Genomic DNA, 17460 nt, shown 5'->3' with positions numbered 1-17460 from the left:
CGCACTCCCTGAGACCTCGACAGCAACTCCAGGTTTCATATCGACGTACTTATCGCAGTGTCACCGCCACTGAATCACAGTGAGCTGCGCACCCGGTACACAGGGTCAACAAATACTGCACTCTGTGACTCAAGTCACAGCATGTGGTAAAGGCCGCCCCCGGGGACGACCTCCGGCGTCCCGCCCCTTGCGGAACGCGAACCGGCACGGATGGCCTGCGGGTCCTAGGACCCGGCTGGTCCCCTGGCCCGATGCGGGAGCCCTTCCCGCGGCGTTAGCGTGCCCGGTGTGCTGCAGAAGACTCCCCCCGCCCCACGCCCCGAGACCGTCCCCCATGCTGAGGGGGTGAGCAACGACGAATTCCGCGCCGCCCTGTCCCGTCTGGCCGCGGGGGTGGTGCTGGTCACCGCCCAGGAACCGCCGCTCGACGAGCACGGCCGCGGCGAGGACGTCGGCATGACCGCGACGTCGTTCGTCTCCGTGTCCCTGGACCCGCCGCTGGTGATGGTGAGCCTGCGCAACGACTCACGGATGGACGACCTGCTGGCCGAGCAGCCCCTGTGGTCGGTGTCGGTGCTGGCGGAGAGCCAGCGGCAGATCGCCGGCCGGTTCGCCATGAAGGGCAGGATCAGCGACCGGCTCCTCTTCGCGGACCTGCCCTTCACACGGGGCGGGATCACGGCCGCGCCCCTGGTCTCCGGAGCGCTGGTCACCCTGGAGTGCCGCACGGAGCAGAGCGTCGTCGCCGGTGACCACACGCTGGTGATCGGACGGGTGCTGACGGCCTCCATGCCGAACGCGGACGCCGAACCCCTCGCGTACTTCAAGGGCCGCTACCGCAAGCTGGGCTGAACGGCCCGGCTTGCGGTAGCGGCCCCGCCGAACCGACAGGGCGCACGGGCCGGCGGCTACCAGTCGCGGCCCGAACGTCCGCGCTTCGTGTCACCGCGCTGCTTCTTCTCCCGAAGGCGCCGCTCGTTGATCCCGCGCGGGATCTTCTTCTTCAGGCGCGGCTTGGGCGGCGGCGCGGTGGCCTCCGCCAGCAGAGCGGCCATCCGCACGGCGGCCGTCTCCCGGTTGCGCCACTGCGAGCGGTGCTCCGACGCCCGTACGGACACGACCCCGCCCACCAGCCTGCCCGCGAGGCGTTCGAGAGCGCGCGCCTTCCAGACCTCGGGCAGCGACTCGGTGGCGGCGAGGTCGAACCGGAGCTCCACCTGGGAGTCGCTGGTGTTGACGTGCTGCCCGCCGGGCCCCGAGGACCGCGAGAAACGCCACATGAGTTCGGCCTCCGGAAGGGAGACCGAACCGCGGATGACATAGGGCCCGGACATGACACCCATGTTCCCTGGCGTACGGGCCGCCCGTCACCTTGATTTGCGAGCGTTCGGCCAGAAGTTCGGCAAAGAAAGTAAAGCGAGCAGGAACCTCGTGGCCTCTTGTCTGCGTTAGGACGGGTGACGGTAGCTTTCGTGATGGCACGAAGCCCGCACACGAGCACACGACGAGGAAAGGGACTTCCCATGGCTGTAAGCCTGTCCAAGGGCGGCAACGTCTCGCTCACCAAGGAGGCCCCGGGCCTGACCGCCGTCACGGTCGGCCTCGGCTGGGACGTCCGCACCACCACCGGCACCGACTTCGACCTCGACGCCTCGGCGATCGCCGTCAACAACGCCGGCAAGGTCTACTCCGACGGCCACTTCGTCTTCTTCAACAACAAGGCGACGCCGGACCAGACCATCGTCCACACCGGTGACAACATCACGGGCCAGGGCGAGGGCGACGACGAGCAGATCAACGTCAACCTGGCGGGCCTCCCGGCGGACATCGACAAGATCGTGTTCCCGGTCTCCATCTACGACGCCGAGGCACGCAGCCAGAACTTCGGCCAGGTGCGGAACGCCTTCATCCGCATCATCAACCAGGCCGGCGGCACCGAGATCGCCCGTTACGACCTGAGCGAGGACGCCGCCACCGAGACCGCCATGGTCTTCGGCGAGCTCTACCGCAACGGCGCCGAGTGGAAGTTCCGCGCGGTCGGCCAGGGGTACGCCTCGGGCCTGCGCGGCATCGCCCAGGACTTCGGCGTCAACCTCTGACGTAGCACGGTCCGCCCACGGGAGCCCTTGTCCGACCCCGGTCGGGCGGGGGCTCCCGCGCGTCCGTCACCCTCGCGGCGGTCCTCACCGAACGCACCAGGTCGGCCGAGGGGCGTCGCCGGTAGGATCACGCCCCGCGAACGCCCGACGGGGCCGGTTCGACGCACGGAGGGTGGGACACATGCCGACGCCTGAAGAGATCTGGGCGGCCGCCGATCTGCCCACGCGTCGCCTCGCCGGCCTCGCTCTGAATCCGTCCACGTCGCAGGACGTCCTGCTGAGGCTGCTCGCCGACGCTCCGTCGGCGGTGCGGATGGTGCTGTGCCGGGACCGGATCCTGCCCGACGCCGTCGTCGAGGCCGTCCTCGTACACCCCGACACCCGGACCCGCTCGTTCTTCGCCCGCAACCCCCATGTCGATCCCGCACAACGGGCGCGGCTGGTGGACGATCCGGAATGGTTCGTCCGCGCGCACCTCGCCGAGCCTCCGCGGCTGCCTCACGGCGGTGCGCACCGGCCGCTGCCCGACGAGACCGTCGTACACATGCTCCGTACGTACGACAACGACGCCCTCGGCCACAGCCTCTACCGGCAGATCTCCCCGGCCTTGCGCCGGGCCATGCCCAGACATCCGGTCGCGAAGGTCCGCGCCCTGGGGGTCGGCGAGTGGGGTCTGCTGAGCGCCGGGACACGGGCCGCGCTGCTGGCGGACCCCGACGCCGAGGTCAGGGACCGTGCCGAGAGGCACGCACGACTCGATGACCCGGCGTGGGTGGAGCGCGAGCTGCCCGAACGGTCGTGCCACGCGCGCCGGGACCTGCTCATGCACCGGGCCCTCAGCAGAACCGTCGTGCACACCGTCCTCGACGCTCCGGTCGCCGAGGAGGAGCGGGCAGCGATCGCCGGCAACCCCAGCCTGCCGGCCGACGTGGTCATCCTCCTGGCCGCCGATCCGGACCCGGATGTGCGCGCGAGGATCGCCCACCGCGCGGACCTCGGACCCGTCGAGCGCCGCGCGCTCGCCGTGGACCCCGACCCGGAGGTCCGACTGGCCCTGTCCGTGCACCCCGGGCTGACCGAGGAGGAGCGGGCCTCGATCGACTGCACGATCCCCGCGAACGGCTGCTTCGACGCGCTGCCCGGGTGGCCCTCCGTGCCCCGGGACCCTCAGGACGTCCGCCGGGACGCGACCTCCGGCCACCCCCTTCTGCGGCGGCGGGCGGCGAAGGACCGGTTCCTGCCGCCCGACCTCGTGGAACGCCTGGCCGCCGACGACGATCTCGGCGTACGCGTCCTGCTGGCACAGCACCATCCGGACGCCCCGGGCCCCCTGCTCCTGCGCAGCTTCCTGGAGTACGAGGCTCCCGGGCGGGCACACCTCACCACCCGGCCGAACTTCCCCACCGCGCGGCTGGCCGCCTTCGCCGACCACGAGGACCCCGAGGTCCGCGCCCTTGCCGCCCGTGACCCCCGCACCGAGCCGGCGACCGTGGAGCGGCTCACCCGGGATCCGGACCCGGCCGTGCGAGCCGCACTGGCACGCCACCCGAATCTTCCGCAGCCCCGGCTGTCCGAGCTCCTCGACGACGAGGAGCTGGCCCACGCAGCCGCGGCCAACCCGGCCCTGGCCCCCGGGGTCGTGCACCGGCTGGTGACGACGGACGGGCGACGGGTGTGACCGCTGCGTCGGGACACGTCCTGTGTTCCCTTCGCGCGCTCCCGCCCACCCCAAGCACGTGACGCGCCGCCAGAAAGGGTTATCCCGACGGCCGGACCGGCAAGAAGTGGTCAAAAACTTGTGAGGTAATTGTCGGCGTTCCGTCAATAACAATCGTTCGATGGCACGCTCTCCGCTCGTACCCCCCACAGGAACGAGCAACGGAGAAGGCATGACCCCCCACATGAACACCCGTCGCACCGCCGCCCTGGCCGCAGTTGCCGCAGTTGCCGCAGTTGCCGCAGTTGCCGCGATGGTCGTCGTCGGCGCGACGGGGCCGACGACAAGAGCGCGCTCACCGCGATCGACGTCGCGGGCCACGAGATGAGCCACGGCCTGACCGCCGCGACCGCCAACCTCGACTACGCCGGTGAGTCCGGCGGTCTCAACGAGGCGACCAGCGACATCCTCGGCACCTCCGTCGAGTTCTTCGCCGACAACACCGCCGACGCCGGGGACCAGCTCATCGGCGAGAAGATCGACATCAACGGCGACGGAACCCCGTTGCGGTACATGGACAAGCCCAGCAAGGACGGCGGCTCGGCGGACTACTGGGACACCGGCGTCGGCGGCCTGGACGTGCACTACTCCTCCGGTGTCGCCAACCACTTCTTCTACCTGCTGGCCGAGGGCAGCGGCGCGAAGACCATCGGCGGCGTCGACTACGACTCCCCGACCTCCGACGGCTCGAAGGTCACTGGTATCGGCCGCCAGAAGGCCTACCAGATCTGGTACAAGGCGCTCTCCGTCTACATGACGTCGAGCACCGACTACGCCGGAGCCAGCGTCGCGACCGAGAAGGCGGCCACCGACCTGTTCGGGGCCGGCAGCACCGAACTCGCGGCCGTCGACGCCGCCTGGACCGGGGTCAACGTCAACTAACCCCCGCACACCACAGCACGGGAGCCGGTCAGCCTCGGGCCGGCCGGCTCCTGCCGTCGAGCCAGGTGTCCCAGACCTCCGTCAGGTCCCTGCCGGACGCCTTCTCGGCGTACGCGGTGAAGTCGGCGGTCGAGGCGTTGCCGTGCCGGTGCTCCTTCAGCCAGCCCCTGACGAGACCGAAGAAGGCCGCGTCGTCGTGCATCTCCTGGCGGATGCGGTGGACGACCATCGCCCCGCGTCCGTACACCGGGGGCCGGGACAGATCGGCGGCGCCCGGCGGACGGGACGGCGGGAAGGCCCAGTTCGCCTCGTCGGCGTACGCCTTCTCGAAGCTCTCCTGGACAGTGGGGCCGGAATGATCCTCGCTCCACAGCCACTCCGCGTAGGTCGCGAAGCCCTCGTTGAGCCACATGTCGCGCCAGCTCGCGGGCGTGACGGAGTTCCCGAACCACTGGTGCGCCAGTTCGTGGACGAGCAGCACCAGACCGGGCGGGCCGGGAAAGAACGGCCGGGTCTGTGTCTCCAGCGCGTACCCGGCGTCGTCGGGCCGGCCCACGATCGCCCCGGCCGACGAGAAGGGGTACGGCCCGAACTTCTCCTCGCCCCACGAGACCACCTCGGGAATCCGGGCCAGCACACGCGCGCTCGCCCGGTCGGAGTCCGGATCGACCGCGTTGACCACGGGAAGGCCGTCCCCTGTGACGGTCCGCCTCACGGTGAAGCGGCCGACGGCGACGGTCGCGAGGTAGCTCGCCATCGGCTCCCGGACACGCCAGTGGTACGTGGTGCGGCCCCCAGCCGTCCGGCGGGACGCCGGCTCACCGTTGGAGACGGCACTCCGCCCCTCGGGAACGGTGACCCGGATGTCGTACGACGCCTTGTCGCCCGGATGGTGGTTCCCTGGGAACCAGGTCAGGGAGCCGGCCGGCTCCCCGAGCGCCACCGCCCCGTACGCGGTCCGCAGCCAGCCCTCGTCGGAGCCGTCCGCATCGGTGACGGTGCGGGGCGAACCGGAATAGCGCAGGACCGTGCGGAACGTCCGGCCCGCACGGAGCCGGTCCGCGACCGCGGCTGCCGGACGCAGCGTCAGTTCCGTACCCGCCCGGTTCACCACGGCCGGGCGGCCCTCGACGGTGGCCGAGCGGACCTCCAGGCCGGCGAGGTCCAGGTTGAACGCACTGAGGTCCTGGGTCGCCCGGGCGGTGATCACGGCGGTGCCGCTGAGCCGTCCGGCATCGGCGTCCGTGCCGACCGACAGGTCGTAGTGCGTCACGTCGTAGCCGCCGTTGCCGAGCCGGGGGAAGTACGGGTCCCGCACCCCGGCCGCGCCCGGGGTCCCCACGACCGCGCCCCGGCCGGCCGTGCAGGCGGTGAGGGAGGTGGCCAGGGTGATCGCGGCGAGCAGCCGGACTCCGCCGGGCACGGTGCGGCGCGCGGGCGCCGTTCGCTGGTCCACACCGCGATCCTAGGAGCCCTCCCGGCTCGGTGCGCGGGCGCCGGACGGGCTGCCTGACCGTCAGGACCGGCTGTTCACGTAGCCGGCACCGGCCGCCCGGAGACCGTGGGCCGCCGGCCCCGAAGGCCCGGCGCAGGGCGTCCGCGCGGCATGACACCATCGAACCGTGCTCGACATCGGCTACTCCCTCTCCCGGCGCTTCCCGGACCCCCCGCAGACCGACTACCGCCGCGCGGACGTCCGGGCGCTGCGGCACGACCTGTTCTCCGGGGACGTCTACCTGGCCGACACCAAGGCCGACCGGGAAGTGTCCACAGCCTGGGGATGGGTCCCCGTGCTCGACTTCGCCTGGGCACTGTGCGACATCGTCGAACAGATCGACCGCGATCCCCGAGGCAACCGCTCGCACCGCCAGCAGTACGCCGAAATCGACTTCACCGAGTCCTCCGACCGCATGCTCTTCGAGCGCCGCTTCGGCTGGGTCGACGTCGAGGCCGACTGGATGCCGGGCGACGAGCCCCCGCTGACCTTCAGCCACTCCCTGCTCCGCCGCGAGGCCCGCGACTTCCTCCACGACCTGATCGCCGACCTCTCCGACATGCACGAGGGCCTCGCCGACAACCCCGTCGTCTGGGACCTGCAGGCCCGCTTCCCCCGCCTCTGAGCTGCCCGCGCAGATCGGGCTACGCCTCCACCCGCACCCCGATCTGCGCGGCGAACGCCGGGGCCAGCTCCATCAGCTGCGCCGGGCTGATCACCGCCCCCGCCAGCCGCTCGACGCCCCGCGCGATGTCCAGCTCCGCGACCGTACGCAGATCGACGGACTCCATCCGTACGGCGGAGAAGTCCGCCCGCTTCAGCACGCAGTCGCGGAACTCCACCCGCACCAGGTGGGCCTCACCGAAGTCCGGCTCCGAGAGCACGCAGCCCTCGAACACGACGTCCTTCAGCCGCGCCTTGCGCAGATTCAGGTAGTCGATCTTCCCGCCGCGCACGAGCACCCGCTCCAGCACGGCGCCGTGCAGCTGCACCCCGCCCAGCCGCGCGTCCACGACCTCCACGTCCCGCAGCGAGGCCCCCGCGAGATCGGTGCCCACCCCCCGCACGCCCGTCAGCACCGAGTCGATGAACCGGGCACGCACCAGCTCCGTCCGGTCCAGGGCGCACCCGCGCAGCTCGCAGTCCATGAAGCGGGCACCAGGACCCGAGGCGTCGGCGAGGTCGCTCCCGTCGAACCGCACCCCGTCGTAATCCCCGTCGGGCTGCAGACCCTCCCCGTCGTACTCCACGAGCGGGGGCAGCCGGACCTCCGGCCGCCTCGCCTCCGCCACCGCGTCCTTCGCGCCCCTGCTCCTGTTGCCCGTACGTGTCATGCCCCCCATCGTGACGCACATCACTGACAACGCCCCTGCCCGGTGTCACGGATCAGGTCCTGCGATCCGTCATCCCCGCAGAAGCGCCGACCGCGAGGAGACCACCCATGCAGCGCATCCACGTCGTCGGCGGCGGGCTCGCCGGACTCACCGCCGCCATCACCGCCGCCGAATCCGGGGCCCTCGTCACCCTCCACGAGGCACACGACACCCTCGGCGGACGGGCGAGGACCGCTCAAGGCCCCTACCTCACCAACGAGGGACCCCACGCGCTCTACCACCGCGGCCCGCACCGGGCCTGGCTCGCACAACGGGGGCTCCTCGGCCCGCTCGCCTCCGTGCCGCCGCTCGAAGGCACCCGCTTCTTCTTCCGCAGGGGCGGCGTGCTGCGCAGGACCCCGCCCCTCGCCCTGCTGCGGCTCGCCCGGCGCGGTGCCCACCGTGCCCCGGCCGGCACCGACTTCATCGACTGGGCCACCGGGCAGGTGGGTGAGGAGGGCGCCCGGGCGGCGGCGCACTACATGGGGGTGGCCCTCTTCCACCACGACCCGGGATCGCTCTCCGCCGCCTTCGTCCAGGAACGGCTCCGCCGGGCCGCCGCACTGCCGCCCGAAGCCCGTTACCCCGTCGGAGGCTGGGCGCGGCTCGTCGACCGGATGGCCTCACGGGCCCGGGACCTCGGCGTACGCATCGGGACGGGCGCCCGCGTCGGGGCCGGGGACCTGGCCGGGCTGCGGCGCGGCGGCCCGGTGATCGTCGCCACGCACCTGGAGTCGGCCCGGGCCCTGCTCGACGACCCGTCGCTGACCTGGACCGGCGGCCGCACCGCGCTCCTCGACCTGGCCGTGAGGACCCGCCGGGGCGACCCGTTCGTCGTGTCCGACCTCGACGCCCCCGGCTGGATCGAACGGTTCACGGCCCAGGACCCCACGCTCGCACCGGCGGGCGAACAACTCGTACAGGCGCAGATCCCCCTCGCCCCCGGCGCCCCTCGCGGCGAAGCCGTACGCCGGGCCGAGGACATGCTGGACCTCGGGTTCCCCGGCTGGCGGGAACGCACCACCTGGCGCCGGGAAGCGCTGGCGTCCGGGCGCACGGGCGCCGTCGACCCGCCGGGCACGACCTGGCGCGACCGTCCCGCCGTCGACCGCGGGGACGGGTTCCTGCTCGCGGGAGACATGGTCGCCGCCCCGGGGCTCCTCAGCGAGGTCTCGTTCAACAGCGGCATCGCAGCCGCGCTCCTGGCCGTACGGCTGCTCGGAGGGACCGGGCGCACCACCACCGGGCTTGACCTCAACAACTCTTGAGGTCGCAAGGTGGGTGCGCCGGCCACCACCCACGCCCTCGGAAACCCGCCGTCCACCCCTTCCCGCCCTCCGAGGCCGCAGCCGCCCACCGCGCCGCTGGAGACCGGAGGCACGGCGGGCAGGGTCGTCGTCCTCGTCCCGTAAGCACCGCCCGAGGACGCACCCGTCAGGCCGCGCCGAGCCGTTCCAGCGCGCCGTCGTCGAGCCGGTACACGGTCCACCCGTCCTGCGGACGCGCGCCGAGAGACTCGTAGAAGGCGATGGACGGGGCGTTCCAGTCGAGCACGGACCACTCCAGGCGCCCGTACCCGCGCTCCACACAGATCCGCGCCAGTTCCGCGAGCAACGCCTTGCCATGGCCTTTGCCGCGCCGCTCCGGGCGCACGTACAGATCCTCCAGGTACACGCCGTGGACCCCGCGCCAGGTCGAGAAGTTGAGGAACCACAGTGCGAAACCGACCACTTCACCGTCCTCGTCCGACACCGCGATGTGCGCGTAGGCGGCGGGCCGTTCCCCGAAGAGCGCCTCGCGCAGCTGCTCCTCGGTGGCCTTCGCCTCGTCCAGGGCCTTCTCGTAGTCGGCCAGCTCACGGACCATGGCGTGGATCGCGGGGACGTCGGCGGGGGTGGCTTCACGAATCATGGGGGCAGAGTAGACAAGCCGCCGCGGGTGCTCCCCGGAATCACCCCCGCCCCAGCAGCCTCCGGGCGATCTCCGCGTGGTCCGCCGGCAGCCGCGTCCCCCCTCGGCCGACCACCCACACCCCGTTCTGCAGCACCCGCCCCAGCGTCCACGCCCTGGCCCGCTCCCGGTCGGCCCCCAGCACGCCCGTCAGCAGATCGAACCGCCACAGCACCTCCGCGGCGTCGAACAGGTTGTCCAGCGCAGGCAACAGCTCGAACCCCGGATCACCGGCCAGCGGCTTCGGATCCAGCACGACCCACTCACCGGCCCGTCCGTCCTCCGCGCGGCCGGCCAGGATGTTGTCGTAGTGGAGGTCCCAGTGAAGCAACCGGTCCCCGGGCTCCCCGGCCACCTCCCGCACGGCAGCCGCGCAGTCGAGCAGCAGCCGCCGGTCCCCTTCACCGGCCAGCCGCGCAACCGTCCCGGGGGTCGCGTCCAGCATCCGGGCGGTCACGTCCCCCAGCCGCCGCATCCCCGCAGGAGCCTGTACGCGGACGAGCCGGGCCAGCGACCCGGCGAGGACCCGCACGGCCTCGCGGGCATCGGTGACACCGGTCAACGGGCGCCGCTCGTCAAGCCGTTCCAGCAGCATCGCCCCCGTGGCGACGTCGTACTCCAGAACGCCCACCGCCCCGGCGTCCGCGGCGCCCCAGGCCCGCAGCGCGGCGGGCTCCCCCACGGTCTCCTCGTCCAGCGCCTGGAGCTTCAGCGCCGACGGGGTGCCGTCCCCCCCGCACCACGGGAAGCACCAGAGCGCACATCCCGTACATCGCACCGCCGTCGGGCCGCAGCTCCCACTCCTGTAGGAACCGCACGGCCAGTCCGGGCAACGCGGCCGCGAACTCCCGGCCCCTCGGCCCGCCATGGACCCGCAGACTCTCGACCAGCTCGTCCGGAAGCTCGATCACACCCCGAGCGTACGGGTACCGTCCCTCCAGCGACTCGGCTGCACACGGACAAGCAGGGGATTCATGAGCACCGTCAGTACCGTCAACGGCGGCATTTCGTTCTGGTACGCCCGCGAGGGCATCCCCACCCCCCGCGAGCCCCTTCCGGGCGACGGCACAGCCGACGTGTGCATCGTCGGCGGCGGCTACACCGGGCTCTGGACGGCGTACTACCTCAAGAAGGCGGTGCCCTTCCTCAACATCACCGTCCTGGAGGCCAAGTTCTGCGGCTACGGCGCCTCGGGACGAAACGGCGGCTGGCTCTACAACGGCATCGCGGGGCGCGACCGATACGCGAAACTGCACGGCCACGACGCCGCCGTACGCCTCCAGCGAGCCATGAACGACACCGTCGGCGAGGTCGTCCGCACCGCCGGGGAGGAAGGCATCGAGGCCGACATCCACCACGGCGGCGTCCTCGAAGTCGCCCACACCCCAGCTCAGTTGGCACGCCTCAAGGACTTCCACTCCGTCGAGATCGCCTTCGGCGAGACGGACCGCGTGCTGCGGGGCGCCCGTGAGACCGCCGAGCGCATCCGCGTCAGCGGCGCCGTCGGCTCCAGCTGGACACCGCACGGCGCGCGACTGCACCCGGCCAAGCTGGTCAAGGGCCTCGCCGACGTCGTGGAAGCCCTCGGCGTCACGATCCACGAGTCCACCCCCGTCACGGAGATCAGGCCCAAACACGCCGTCACCCCGTACGGCACGGTGCGCGCCCCTTACGTCCTGCGCTGCACCGAGGGCTTCACCGCGGGCCTCAAGGGCCACGCGCGCACCTGGCTCCCCATGAACTCCTCCATGATCGTCACCGAGCCCCTCCCCGAGGCGGTGTGGGACACCATCGGCTGGGACGGCCGCGAGACCCTCGGCGACATGGCCCACGCCTACATGTACGCCCAGCGCACGGCCGACGGCCGCATCGCCCTCGGCGGGCGCGGCATCCCCTACCGCTACGGATCCGCCGCCGCCAACGTCAACACAACAGCCCGCACCCAGCCCGCCACGATCGAGGCCCTGCGCGACCTGCTGGTCCGCTTCTTCCCCACCACGGCCGGCACCCGCATCGACCACGCCTGGTCCGGCGTCCTCGGCGTACCCCGCGACTGGTGCGCCACGGTCACCCTGGACCGCAGCACCGGCCTCGGCTGGGCGGGCGGCTACGTCGGCTCGGGCGTCGCCACCGCCAACCTCGCCGCCCGCACCCTGCGCGACCTGATCCAGCAGGACTCCGGCCAGGCGGGCCCCACCGAACTGACAGCCCTGCCCTGGGTTAACCACAAGGTGCGCCGCTGGGAGCCCGAGCCCTTGCGCTGGCTCGGTGTCCACGCCCTCTACGCCGCCTACCGCGCCGCCGACCGCCGCGAGGCCACCTCGTCCCGGGCCGACACCGACCGGATCGCGAAGGTGGCCGACCGCATCGCCGGCCGCCACTGACCGCCGACGGTCCCCGCTGACCTGCCCGGAGCCGCACCGCCGGGCCCGCCGCCACGGGCCCGGCGGTGCGGCTCCGGGGCGACGCCGGCCGGTCGCCGCCCTTCGGCAGCCGGCCCGGGCTCCCGTACCGCACACGGGCCCCGCCCCGCACCTGCAGCAACCGGAACGGACCGCCGAGCCTAGGCCGATCAGGAGAACATCCGGCCCCATATGGGTGACAGCGCGTATCCCCGCCCGCCCGCAGAGCCACAAGCGGAATTGACTGAGGGTCACCACAGCGCGGGCACCTCCTCCGGGACGCCTTCGCGCGACCTCGACGCCCGCCTGCCCTTCGGCCTCGCGGGCCATGGGAAGGGACCATCTCTATGCGGGTGCTGCGGAATATCGCCTGGAGTGCGATCGCCTCGCTGCTCCTCCTCGTCGGCCCGGCGCCGACGGCCGCCCACGCCGACACGGGTGACAGGGTCCGCCCCCAGGTCCAGTGCCCGACCGAGGGCCGGACGCGCGGAACGGCCGGAGCGCCCAACCCGGCCCTGGAGCTGTACTACCTGGACGACTGGCGCCTCGGCCCCCGCGTCCTGCCGAGGACCGGCGCCATCGGCAGGATGCTGCGCGGCTACGACCGCACGGGACCGACGTCGGCGTACTGGTTCCTCGGGTGCTACTGGCAGACCAACCCCCAGACCGGCGAGTCCGGTTGGTGGTACCCGGACAACGACGGCTTCGTTCTGGACCGTGCGGGCAACCCGGTGCGGAAGCCGCTGACGCTCCGCGTGGGCCAGCTGGTCGACCTCTTCGGCAGCGGTCGCGGCAACTTCCTCGCCCCCGCCGGCACGCCGTACGCCAAGCGCGCCATCCCGCCGAGCAACCTCGTCAGGTACACCGACGCCTATCCCTACAGCTACCACCTGTACCGGGTGACGGAGGCGTTCACGGTGCAGGCCGGCCGTATCCGGCCCTGGTTCGGGCAGCCCGGTCTGGGGATCCAGTACAAGACGACCGAGCGGGTCTCGGAACTGGTCAACGCCCAGAAGCTCGAAGCCCTGAACTGACCGCAGCCGCACTCCCCCGGGCGGGTTCCGGCACGGCCGGGGCCCGCCCGGGCGCATGCAAGGGGGAACCGACCCGATGAACAGGACCGAACTCACCGAACGCCTCCGCCGCGAGGGTGTCCCGGACGCGCTGTACGACATCCCGGGCGTGCACGGCGTCCCCTTCCAGCTGGACGCCTACTACGTCCTGCGCCAGGAGGCGGACGCGTGGCCGGTCCTCATGCGCCAGCGCGGCGAGGACAGCGTCATCGAGCGCTTCGGCACGGAGGCGGACGCGTGCCGCTACCTGTACGACACCCTCACGGACGTACCCCCGCCCGTACCCGGCGGCGCGGAACGGGTCGACCGGCTCCTGGCCGACGCCGACGAGATCCAGCGCCGGGCGGAGGCGGACTTCGAACGGGCCCCGGGCCGCGACCGTGACGGCGACGGATCACCGGGGGGCTGAACCTCGGGCGGCAGTGCCCGGCGCAGCATGACGACGACGAGCGGTGCTCACCCCGACCGATACATAGATCTATTTGACGTGTCAATTATGTCGTGATTGGGTCCCTTCACATCCAGCCCGACCGGACGCAGCCGGTCACCACGCGGAACACGACCGCCGGGCGCACCAGGCCCGACGCCGCCTCCTTACGGCATCTACCCCAGGACTTGATCATGACTGAACGTCTGACGCGCGGATTCGCCGTGACGGACCGCGAGCCGAAGTGCCCCTTCGATCCGTCGGCCCGCCTCGTCGGCATGGCCCGGGCGGAGGAACCGGCAAAGGTCCCGATGTACGAGCCGAGGTTCGGCGACGCGGACGTGCTCGTCGTGTCCCGGCACGCGGACGCCCGCGCCGTCCTGGGCGACAACCGCCTGCGGTACAGCCATCTGCCGCTCGCCGACGGCAGCCCCCGGACGTTCATGCCCGGTTTTCCGCCCGACTTCGACGGCGCCGAGCACGCCCGCCTGCGCCGCATGCTCTCCGGGATCTTCACCCGCAAGCGGGTGCAGACCCTGCGGCCGATGATCGAGCGGGTCGTGGCCGAGTGCCTGGACGCGACGGAGAAGGCAGGGCCTGGAGCGGACCTCGTCGAGACCTTCGCTCTGGCGGTCCCTTCGAACGTGATCGGCGAGGTGCTCGGGGTGCCTTCCGAGCTGCGTCACGACTTCCACCGGCTCAGCACCGGGATCGTCAACTTCGCGAGCTCCCCGACGGAGTACTTCGCACACCTCGGCGCGTTCCGCGAGTACATCACGCACGTCGTGGAAGAGATCCGCCGGGAACCCGGCGAGGGGCTCATCAGTTCCCTGCTGAGCGAGGACGAGGGAAAGCTCAGCACGGCGGAGATCATCGGCATGACCAGTGCCCTCGTCGTCGCCGGACACGAGACGACCGCGGCGATGATCGGCGTGAGCGCGCTGGCACTCATCCAGCAGCCCGAACAGTTGGCGCTGCTCGCCGGCGGCGAGGACAGCACCGAGAACGCCGTGGAGGAGTTCCTCCGGTACATGAGCATCTCGGGAGTGTTCCCCCGCGCGGCGACCGAGGACGTCACCATCGGTTCATGGCAGGTGAAGGCCGGTGAACGGGTCCTGGTCTCACTGCTGAACGCGAACCGTGACCCGGAACTGCTGCCGGAACCGAACCGGCTCGACCTTTCCCGCGAGCCGGTCGCGCACCTGGCCTTCGGATTCGGCACACACCAGTGCCCCGGTCAGCACCTGGCCCGCCTGGAGCTCCAAGTGGCCCTGCCGGCCCTGTTCCGCCGCTTCCCCGGCCTCGCGTCGGCGGTCCCGGCCGAGGGACTGGCCTTCCACAGCGACGGGGCGAACGTCTACGGCCTGGAGGCACTTCCCGTCAGGTGGTGACGGCGGACTACGCCGGAAGGGGCCTCCGACGCGGGTCGGGGGCCCCCTTCCGGCGTATTGCGGGAGGTGGCGGGAGACGAGTCGGGCGACTCGGGATCAGGCCAGAGGCAGGGTCACATCGAATCGGTTCGAACCAAATGATCCCGGTCGCAGACCGGCGCCGTCCCCCACGACGGGCATTTCCAGCTTCCCGTTTCGCGACGGTGTGGCGCAGGACACGGGAACGAGGTCGGGTCGGCGGAGAGTTAATGGGTGTGAGGCATACAGAAACCAGTGAGTCGTTGCGAGCGCGCGTGCGGGCGGGGGACCGTGCGGCGTTCGCCGACCTGTACGACCAGAACGCTCGCGCTGTGTACAGACATGCCTTGAGGCTGACGGGTAACTGGTCGGAGGCCGAGGAAGTGATGTCAGAGACCTTCCTGGGCGCCTGGCGCACTCGGGAGTCGCTGGATCCGGAGGGTGGTCCCCTCACACCGTGGCTGCTCGGCATCGCCACGCACAAGGCGCACAACGCCAACCGTGGCCTTCGTCGGCGGCTCGCCTTCCTGGCAGGCAGCCCGGAACCCCGGCCGGTGGAGGACTTCGCGGACGAAACGGCCGGCCGGATCGACGATGCCCGCCACCTCGAGTCGGTCCATGACGCCCTGCGTCGGCTGAGCCGCCCGGACCGTGAGGTGATCGCTCTGTGCGTGGGTGCCGGGCTGGACTACCAACAGGCCGCCGAGGCGCTGGGCGTCCCGGTCGGCACCGTGCGGTCGCGGCTCTCCCGGGCCCGGGCGCGGCTGGCCCGCCACAGCTCAGGCCCTGTGTTCCGAAAGAACCGGGAACCGCGGGGCCGTCGCGGAGAGAAAGAGAGTGAAGCCGCAATCGCGGCCCTGTTCTTGCAGGAGGAAACCCGATGAACGCCGACAACTCACGCGCCGGCTTTGCCCGGAGTGAGGCAGAGGAACTGCTCGCCGCTCCGGTCGACTGGGACCTTTCGCCGAGCCGCCACCTTCACCACAAGGACGTTCTGATGCAGCAGATCGATCACGATCGCGACTCCGCCGGCGAGACGTCGCCCGCTCCCTCCCGCCGCCGCAGGCTGCCGCGCCTCGCCCTGTTGGTGCCCGCCACGTCACTGGCTCTGGCCGGCGCCCTGGTCGTCACCCTGTCCGGCGGCGACCACGCTTCCGCCCCGACGGCCAAGTCCGCAGTCTCCTCACCGGCCCGGGTCACCAACGCATCCGTCACGCTGGGCCGGATCGCCGACGCGGCCATGAAGACGGACGCGACGCCGGTCCGGGAGGACCAGTTCGTGTACTTCCGGCTCCTGGCGCGCGAGAACAAGGGCACTCTCGGCGGCCCGGTGGTGCTCGGTGCAGCACACAAGGAGGAACGGTGGCTGGGGCAGAAGCCCGGCCCGGTGACCACGACCGGCTGGTTCCGCTCGAGCGGGAAGGACGCCATGATGCCTGGTCAGCTGGGTCCGATGACCACCACGTCTCCCGTGCGGCCCGGTGCGTGGTATCCCACCTACGCGTGGCTTGCCTCGCTGCCCACCGACCCCGACGCCCTGCTCGAACTGCTCTACGCCCAGACCAGGGTGGATGAGCGGGAATCGAAGGAGGAGGCCGTCTTCGGGACTGTCGGTGACCTGCTCTCCAACGCGATCATGCCGCCCGCGACAGCCTCCGCGCTGTACCAGGCTGCCGCGAAGATCCCCGGCATCACCTGGGTCCCTGACGCCGCCGACGCGGCCGGACGCCATGGCATCGGCATCACCCGCAGGGACGCCCGCTCTCTTACCCGGACCGTGTTGATCTTCAACAAGGACACTCTCGCTTACACGGGCTCGCAGTCGTACTTCATCAACCACGGGTCCAAGGCCAACGCCGGCGGTACTACCGGCGACGTGCTGTACGGCATCGACGCCGTGATGGACCGCGGGGTCGTCGACCGGCAGGGCGAGGTACCCGCGATGACCGCCGGCTGACTCCGGCCCATGGACGGGGACGGCTGAACCGGGGGCTCGAAATGAAAGAACCCCAGGTCGCGAGCTATGTGACCTGGGGTTTTCGCCGAGCCCCCTATCGGATTCGAACCGATGACCTACGCATTACAAGCTCGCCAGAGCGTCAGCCTGCCCTTCCCTGACTATCCCCGGATTCACCGTTTCCACAGGTCATCCCACATGGGTCTCTCCGGGGCCCCATGATCGTTCACGGGGTTTCACCATCCTTCCGGCCCCCATCGGGCCCCGTCGACGGGCACCTGGGCTCCCGGTGGACGGGCTGCCAGGTCAGCGGCGGGCGGAAAAGGGTGCCCGGCGCATCACCCTTGCGATGCAAAGAGGCCCTACCCCGCTGGGGGTAGGGCCTCCGGCCGCCTACGCGGCCACTCTTCCCGGGCCGCTGAGGACACGCTAGCGGCGGGGGTTCATCTGTCGGACCACTCCGTACAAGAGGCTCGGGCGAATTTCCGGCTTGCGGGCTGCGGAACCTCCGTAGCGATTGCGGCAGTCCGCGCCTCGTCCGGAAGATTTCAAGTCCAGTGAGACGGTCGTGATGCTATGAGGTTTGTGGTGCGGGTTCGCGGCGCTTGGCCGGGTCGTTGATCCACGCCTGCTGGGGTATCCGGGGTGGTCGGGGCCGGCGGCCGAAGCGCTCGGG

The 17460-nt window shown here is 71.4% G+C and carries 15 protein-coding genes and 2 pseudogenes; 12 read left to right on the top strand and 5 right to left on the bottom strand.

Annotated elements, in window-relative coordinates; genetic code table 11:
- Positions 1–345 precede the first annotated feature (345 nt).
- Positions 346–852 carry a flavin reductase family protein gene (locus tag ACFU5K_RS22160; RefSeq protein WP_384064364.1) on the top strand — a complete coding sequence of 169 codons (507 nt, stop codon included), beginning with the start codon at positions 346–348 and terminating at the stop codon, positions 850–852.
- A 56-nt stretch (positions 853–908) separates the two neighbouring features.
- Here ACFU5K_RS22160 and arfB read toward each other — a convergent pair whose 3' ends face one another.
- Positions 909–1343 (bottom strand): alternative ribosome rescue aminoacyl-tRNA hydrolase ArfB, encoded by a 435-nt coding sequence (arfB, locus tag ACFU5K_RS22155; RefSeq protein WP_329039677.1) that lies wholly within the window; start codon positions 1341–1343, stop codon positions 909–911.
- A 180-nt stretch (positions 1344–1523) separates the two neighbouring features.
- Here arfB and ACFU5K_RS22150 point away from each other — a divergent pair, with 180 nt between their 5' ends.
- The 3 genes and pseudogenes from ACFU5K_RS22150 to ACFU5K_RS22140 form a co-directional block, all read left to right on the top strand.
- Positions 1524–2099 carry a TerD family protein gene (locus tag ACFU5K_RS22150; protein ID WP_329039674.1) on the top strand — a complete coding sequence of 192 codons (576 nt, stop codon included), beginning with the start codon at positions 1524–1526 and terminating at the stop codon, positions 2097–2099.
- A gap of 181 nt (positions 2100–2280) precedes the next feature.
- A complete protein-coding gene (locus ACFU5K_RS22145; RefSeq protein WP_384064361.1) occupies positions 2281–3777 on the top strand; it encodes a hypothetical protein in 1497 nt (498 codons plus the stop codon).
- 309 nt (positions 3778–4086) lie between these two features.
- Positions 4087–4698 (top strand): annotated as a pseudogene (locus tag ACFU5K_RS22140) (M4 family metallopeptidase); the annotation flags it as partial.
- Positions 4699–4726: 28 nt separating this feature from the next.
- Here the strand turns inward: ACFU5K_RS22140 and ACFU5K_RS22135 are convergent.
- Positions 4727–6154 carry a M1 family metallopeptidase gene (locus ACFU5K_RS22135; RefSeq protein WP_384064358.1) on the bottom strand — a complete coding sequence of 476 codons (1428 nt, stop codon included), beginning with the start codon at positions 6152–6154 and terminating at the stop codon, positions 4727–4729.
- A 166-nt stretch (positions 6155–6320) separates the two neighbouring features.
- Here ACFU5K_RS22135 and ACFU5K_RS22130 point away from each other — a divergent pair, with 166 nt between their 5' ends.
- Positions 6321–6818: a hypothetical protein gene (locus ACFU5K_RS22130; protein ID WP_384064355.1), complete on the top strand. Its 498-nt coding sequence runs from the start codon at positions 6321–6323 to the stop codon at positions 6816–6818.
- Positions 6819–6837: 19 nt separating this feature from the next.
- Here the strand turns inward: ACFU5K_RS22130 and ACFU5K_RS22125 are convergent, their stop codons facing one another.
- On the bottom strand, positions 6838–7536 hold the full coding sequence (locus ACFU5K_RS22125) for a pentapeptide repeat-containing protein (protein WP_384064353.1): 699 nt from the start codon (positions 7534–7536) through the stop codon (positions 6838–6840).
- A 98-nt stretch (positions 7537–7634) separates the two neighbouring features.
- Between ACFU5K_RS22125 and ACFU5K_RS22120 the strand changes: the two genes are divergently transcribed.
- Complete coding sequence (locus ACFU5K_RS22120; protein ID WP_384064350.1) at positions 7635–8834, top strand: NAD(P)-binding protein; 1200 nt, start codon at positions 7635–7637, stop codon at positions 8832–8834.
- Positions 8835–9000: 166 nt separating this feature from the next.
- On the opposite strand, the gene ACFU5K_RS22115 is transcribed toward ACFU5K_RS22120, so the two are convergent.
- Both ACFU5K_RS22115 and ACFU5K_RS22110 read right to left on the bottom strand, forming a co-directional pair.
- Positions 9001–9477, bottom strand: coding sequence for a GNAT family N-acetyltransferase (locus tag ACFU5K_RS22115; protein WP_384064347.1), 477 nt, complete (start codon positions 9475–9477; stop codon positions 9001–9003).
- A gap of 40 nt (positions 9478–9517) precedes the next feature.
- Positions 9518–10427, bottom strand: a pseudogene (locus ACFU5K_RS22110) (aminoglycoside phosphotransferase family protein).
- A gap of 63 nt (positions 10428–10490) precedes the next feature.
- Between ACFU5K_RS22110 and ACFU5K_RS22105 the strand changes: the two are divergent.
- The 6 genes from ACFU5K_RS22105 (at position 10491) to ACFU5K_RS22080 (ending at position 16784) form a co-directional block, all read left to right on the top strand.
- Positions 10491–11900, top strand: a complete 1410-nt coding sequence (locus tag ACFU5K_RS22105) for an NAD(P)/FAD-dependent oxidoreductase (protein ID WP_384064344.1) — start codon at positions 10491–10493, stop codon at positions 11898–11900.
- Positions 11901–12265: 365 nt separating this feature from the next.
- Positions 12266–12952, top strand: a complete 687-nt coding sequence (locus ACFU5K_RS22100) for a TNT domain-containing protein (protein ID WP_384064341.1) — start codon at positions 12266–12268, stop codon at positions 12950–12952.
- Positions 12953–13028: 76 nt separating this feature from the next.
- Positions 13029–13400, top strand: coding sequence for a hypothetical protein (locus tag ACFU5K_RS22095; RefSeq protein ID WP_384064338.1), 372 nt, complete (start codon positions 13029–13031; stop codon positions 13398–13400).
- A gap of 212 nt (positions 13401–13612) precedes the next feature.
- Positions 13613–14809, top strand: a complete 1197-nt coding sequence (locus ACFU5K_RS22090; protein WP_384064337.1) for a cytochrome P450 — start codon at positions 13613–13615, stop codon at positions 14807–14809.
- Between the two features lie 248 nt (positions 14810–15057).
- Positions 15058–15711 carry an RNA polymerase sigma factor gene (locus tag ACFU5K_RS22085; protein WP_384064335.1) on the top strand — a complete coding sequence of 218 codons (654 nt, stop codon included), beginning with the start codon at positions 15058–15060 and terminating at the stop codon, positions 15709–15711.
- A complete protein-coding gene (locus ACFU5K_RS22080; protein ID WP_384064332.1) occupies positions 15708–16784 on the top strand; it encodes a CU044_5270 family protein in 1077 nt (358 codons plus the stop codon). The genes ACFU5K_RS22085 and ACFU5K_RS22080 overlap by 4 nt, the downstream gene beginning before the upstream one ends.
- Positions 16785–17460 lie beyond the last annotated feature (676 nt).

The sequence above is a fragment of the Streptomyces sp. NPDC057428 genome, assembly GCF_042803195.1.
Lineage (GTDB): Bacteria > Actinomycetota > Actinomycetes > Streptomycetales > Streptomycetaceae > Streptomyces.
The sequence above is the reverse complement of the archived record's forward strand: the minus strand, read 5'-3'. Positions and strand labels throughout refer to the sequence as shown.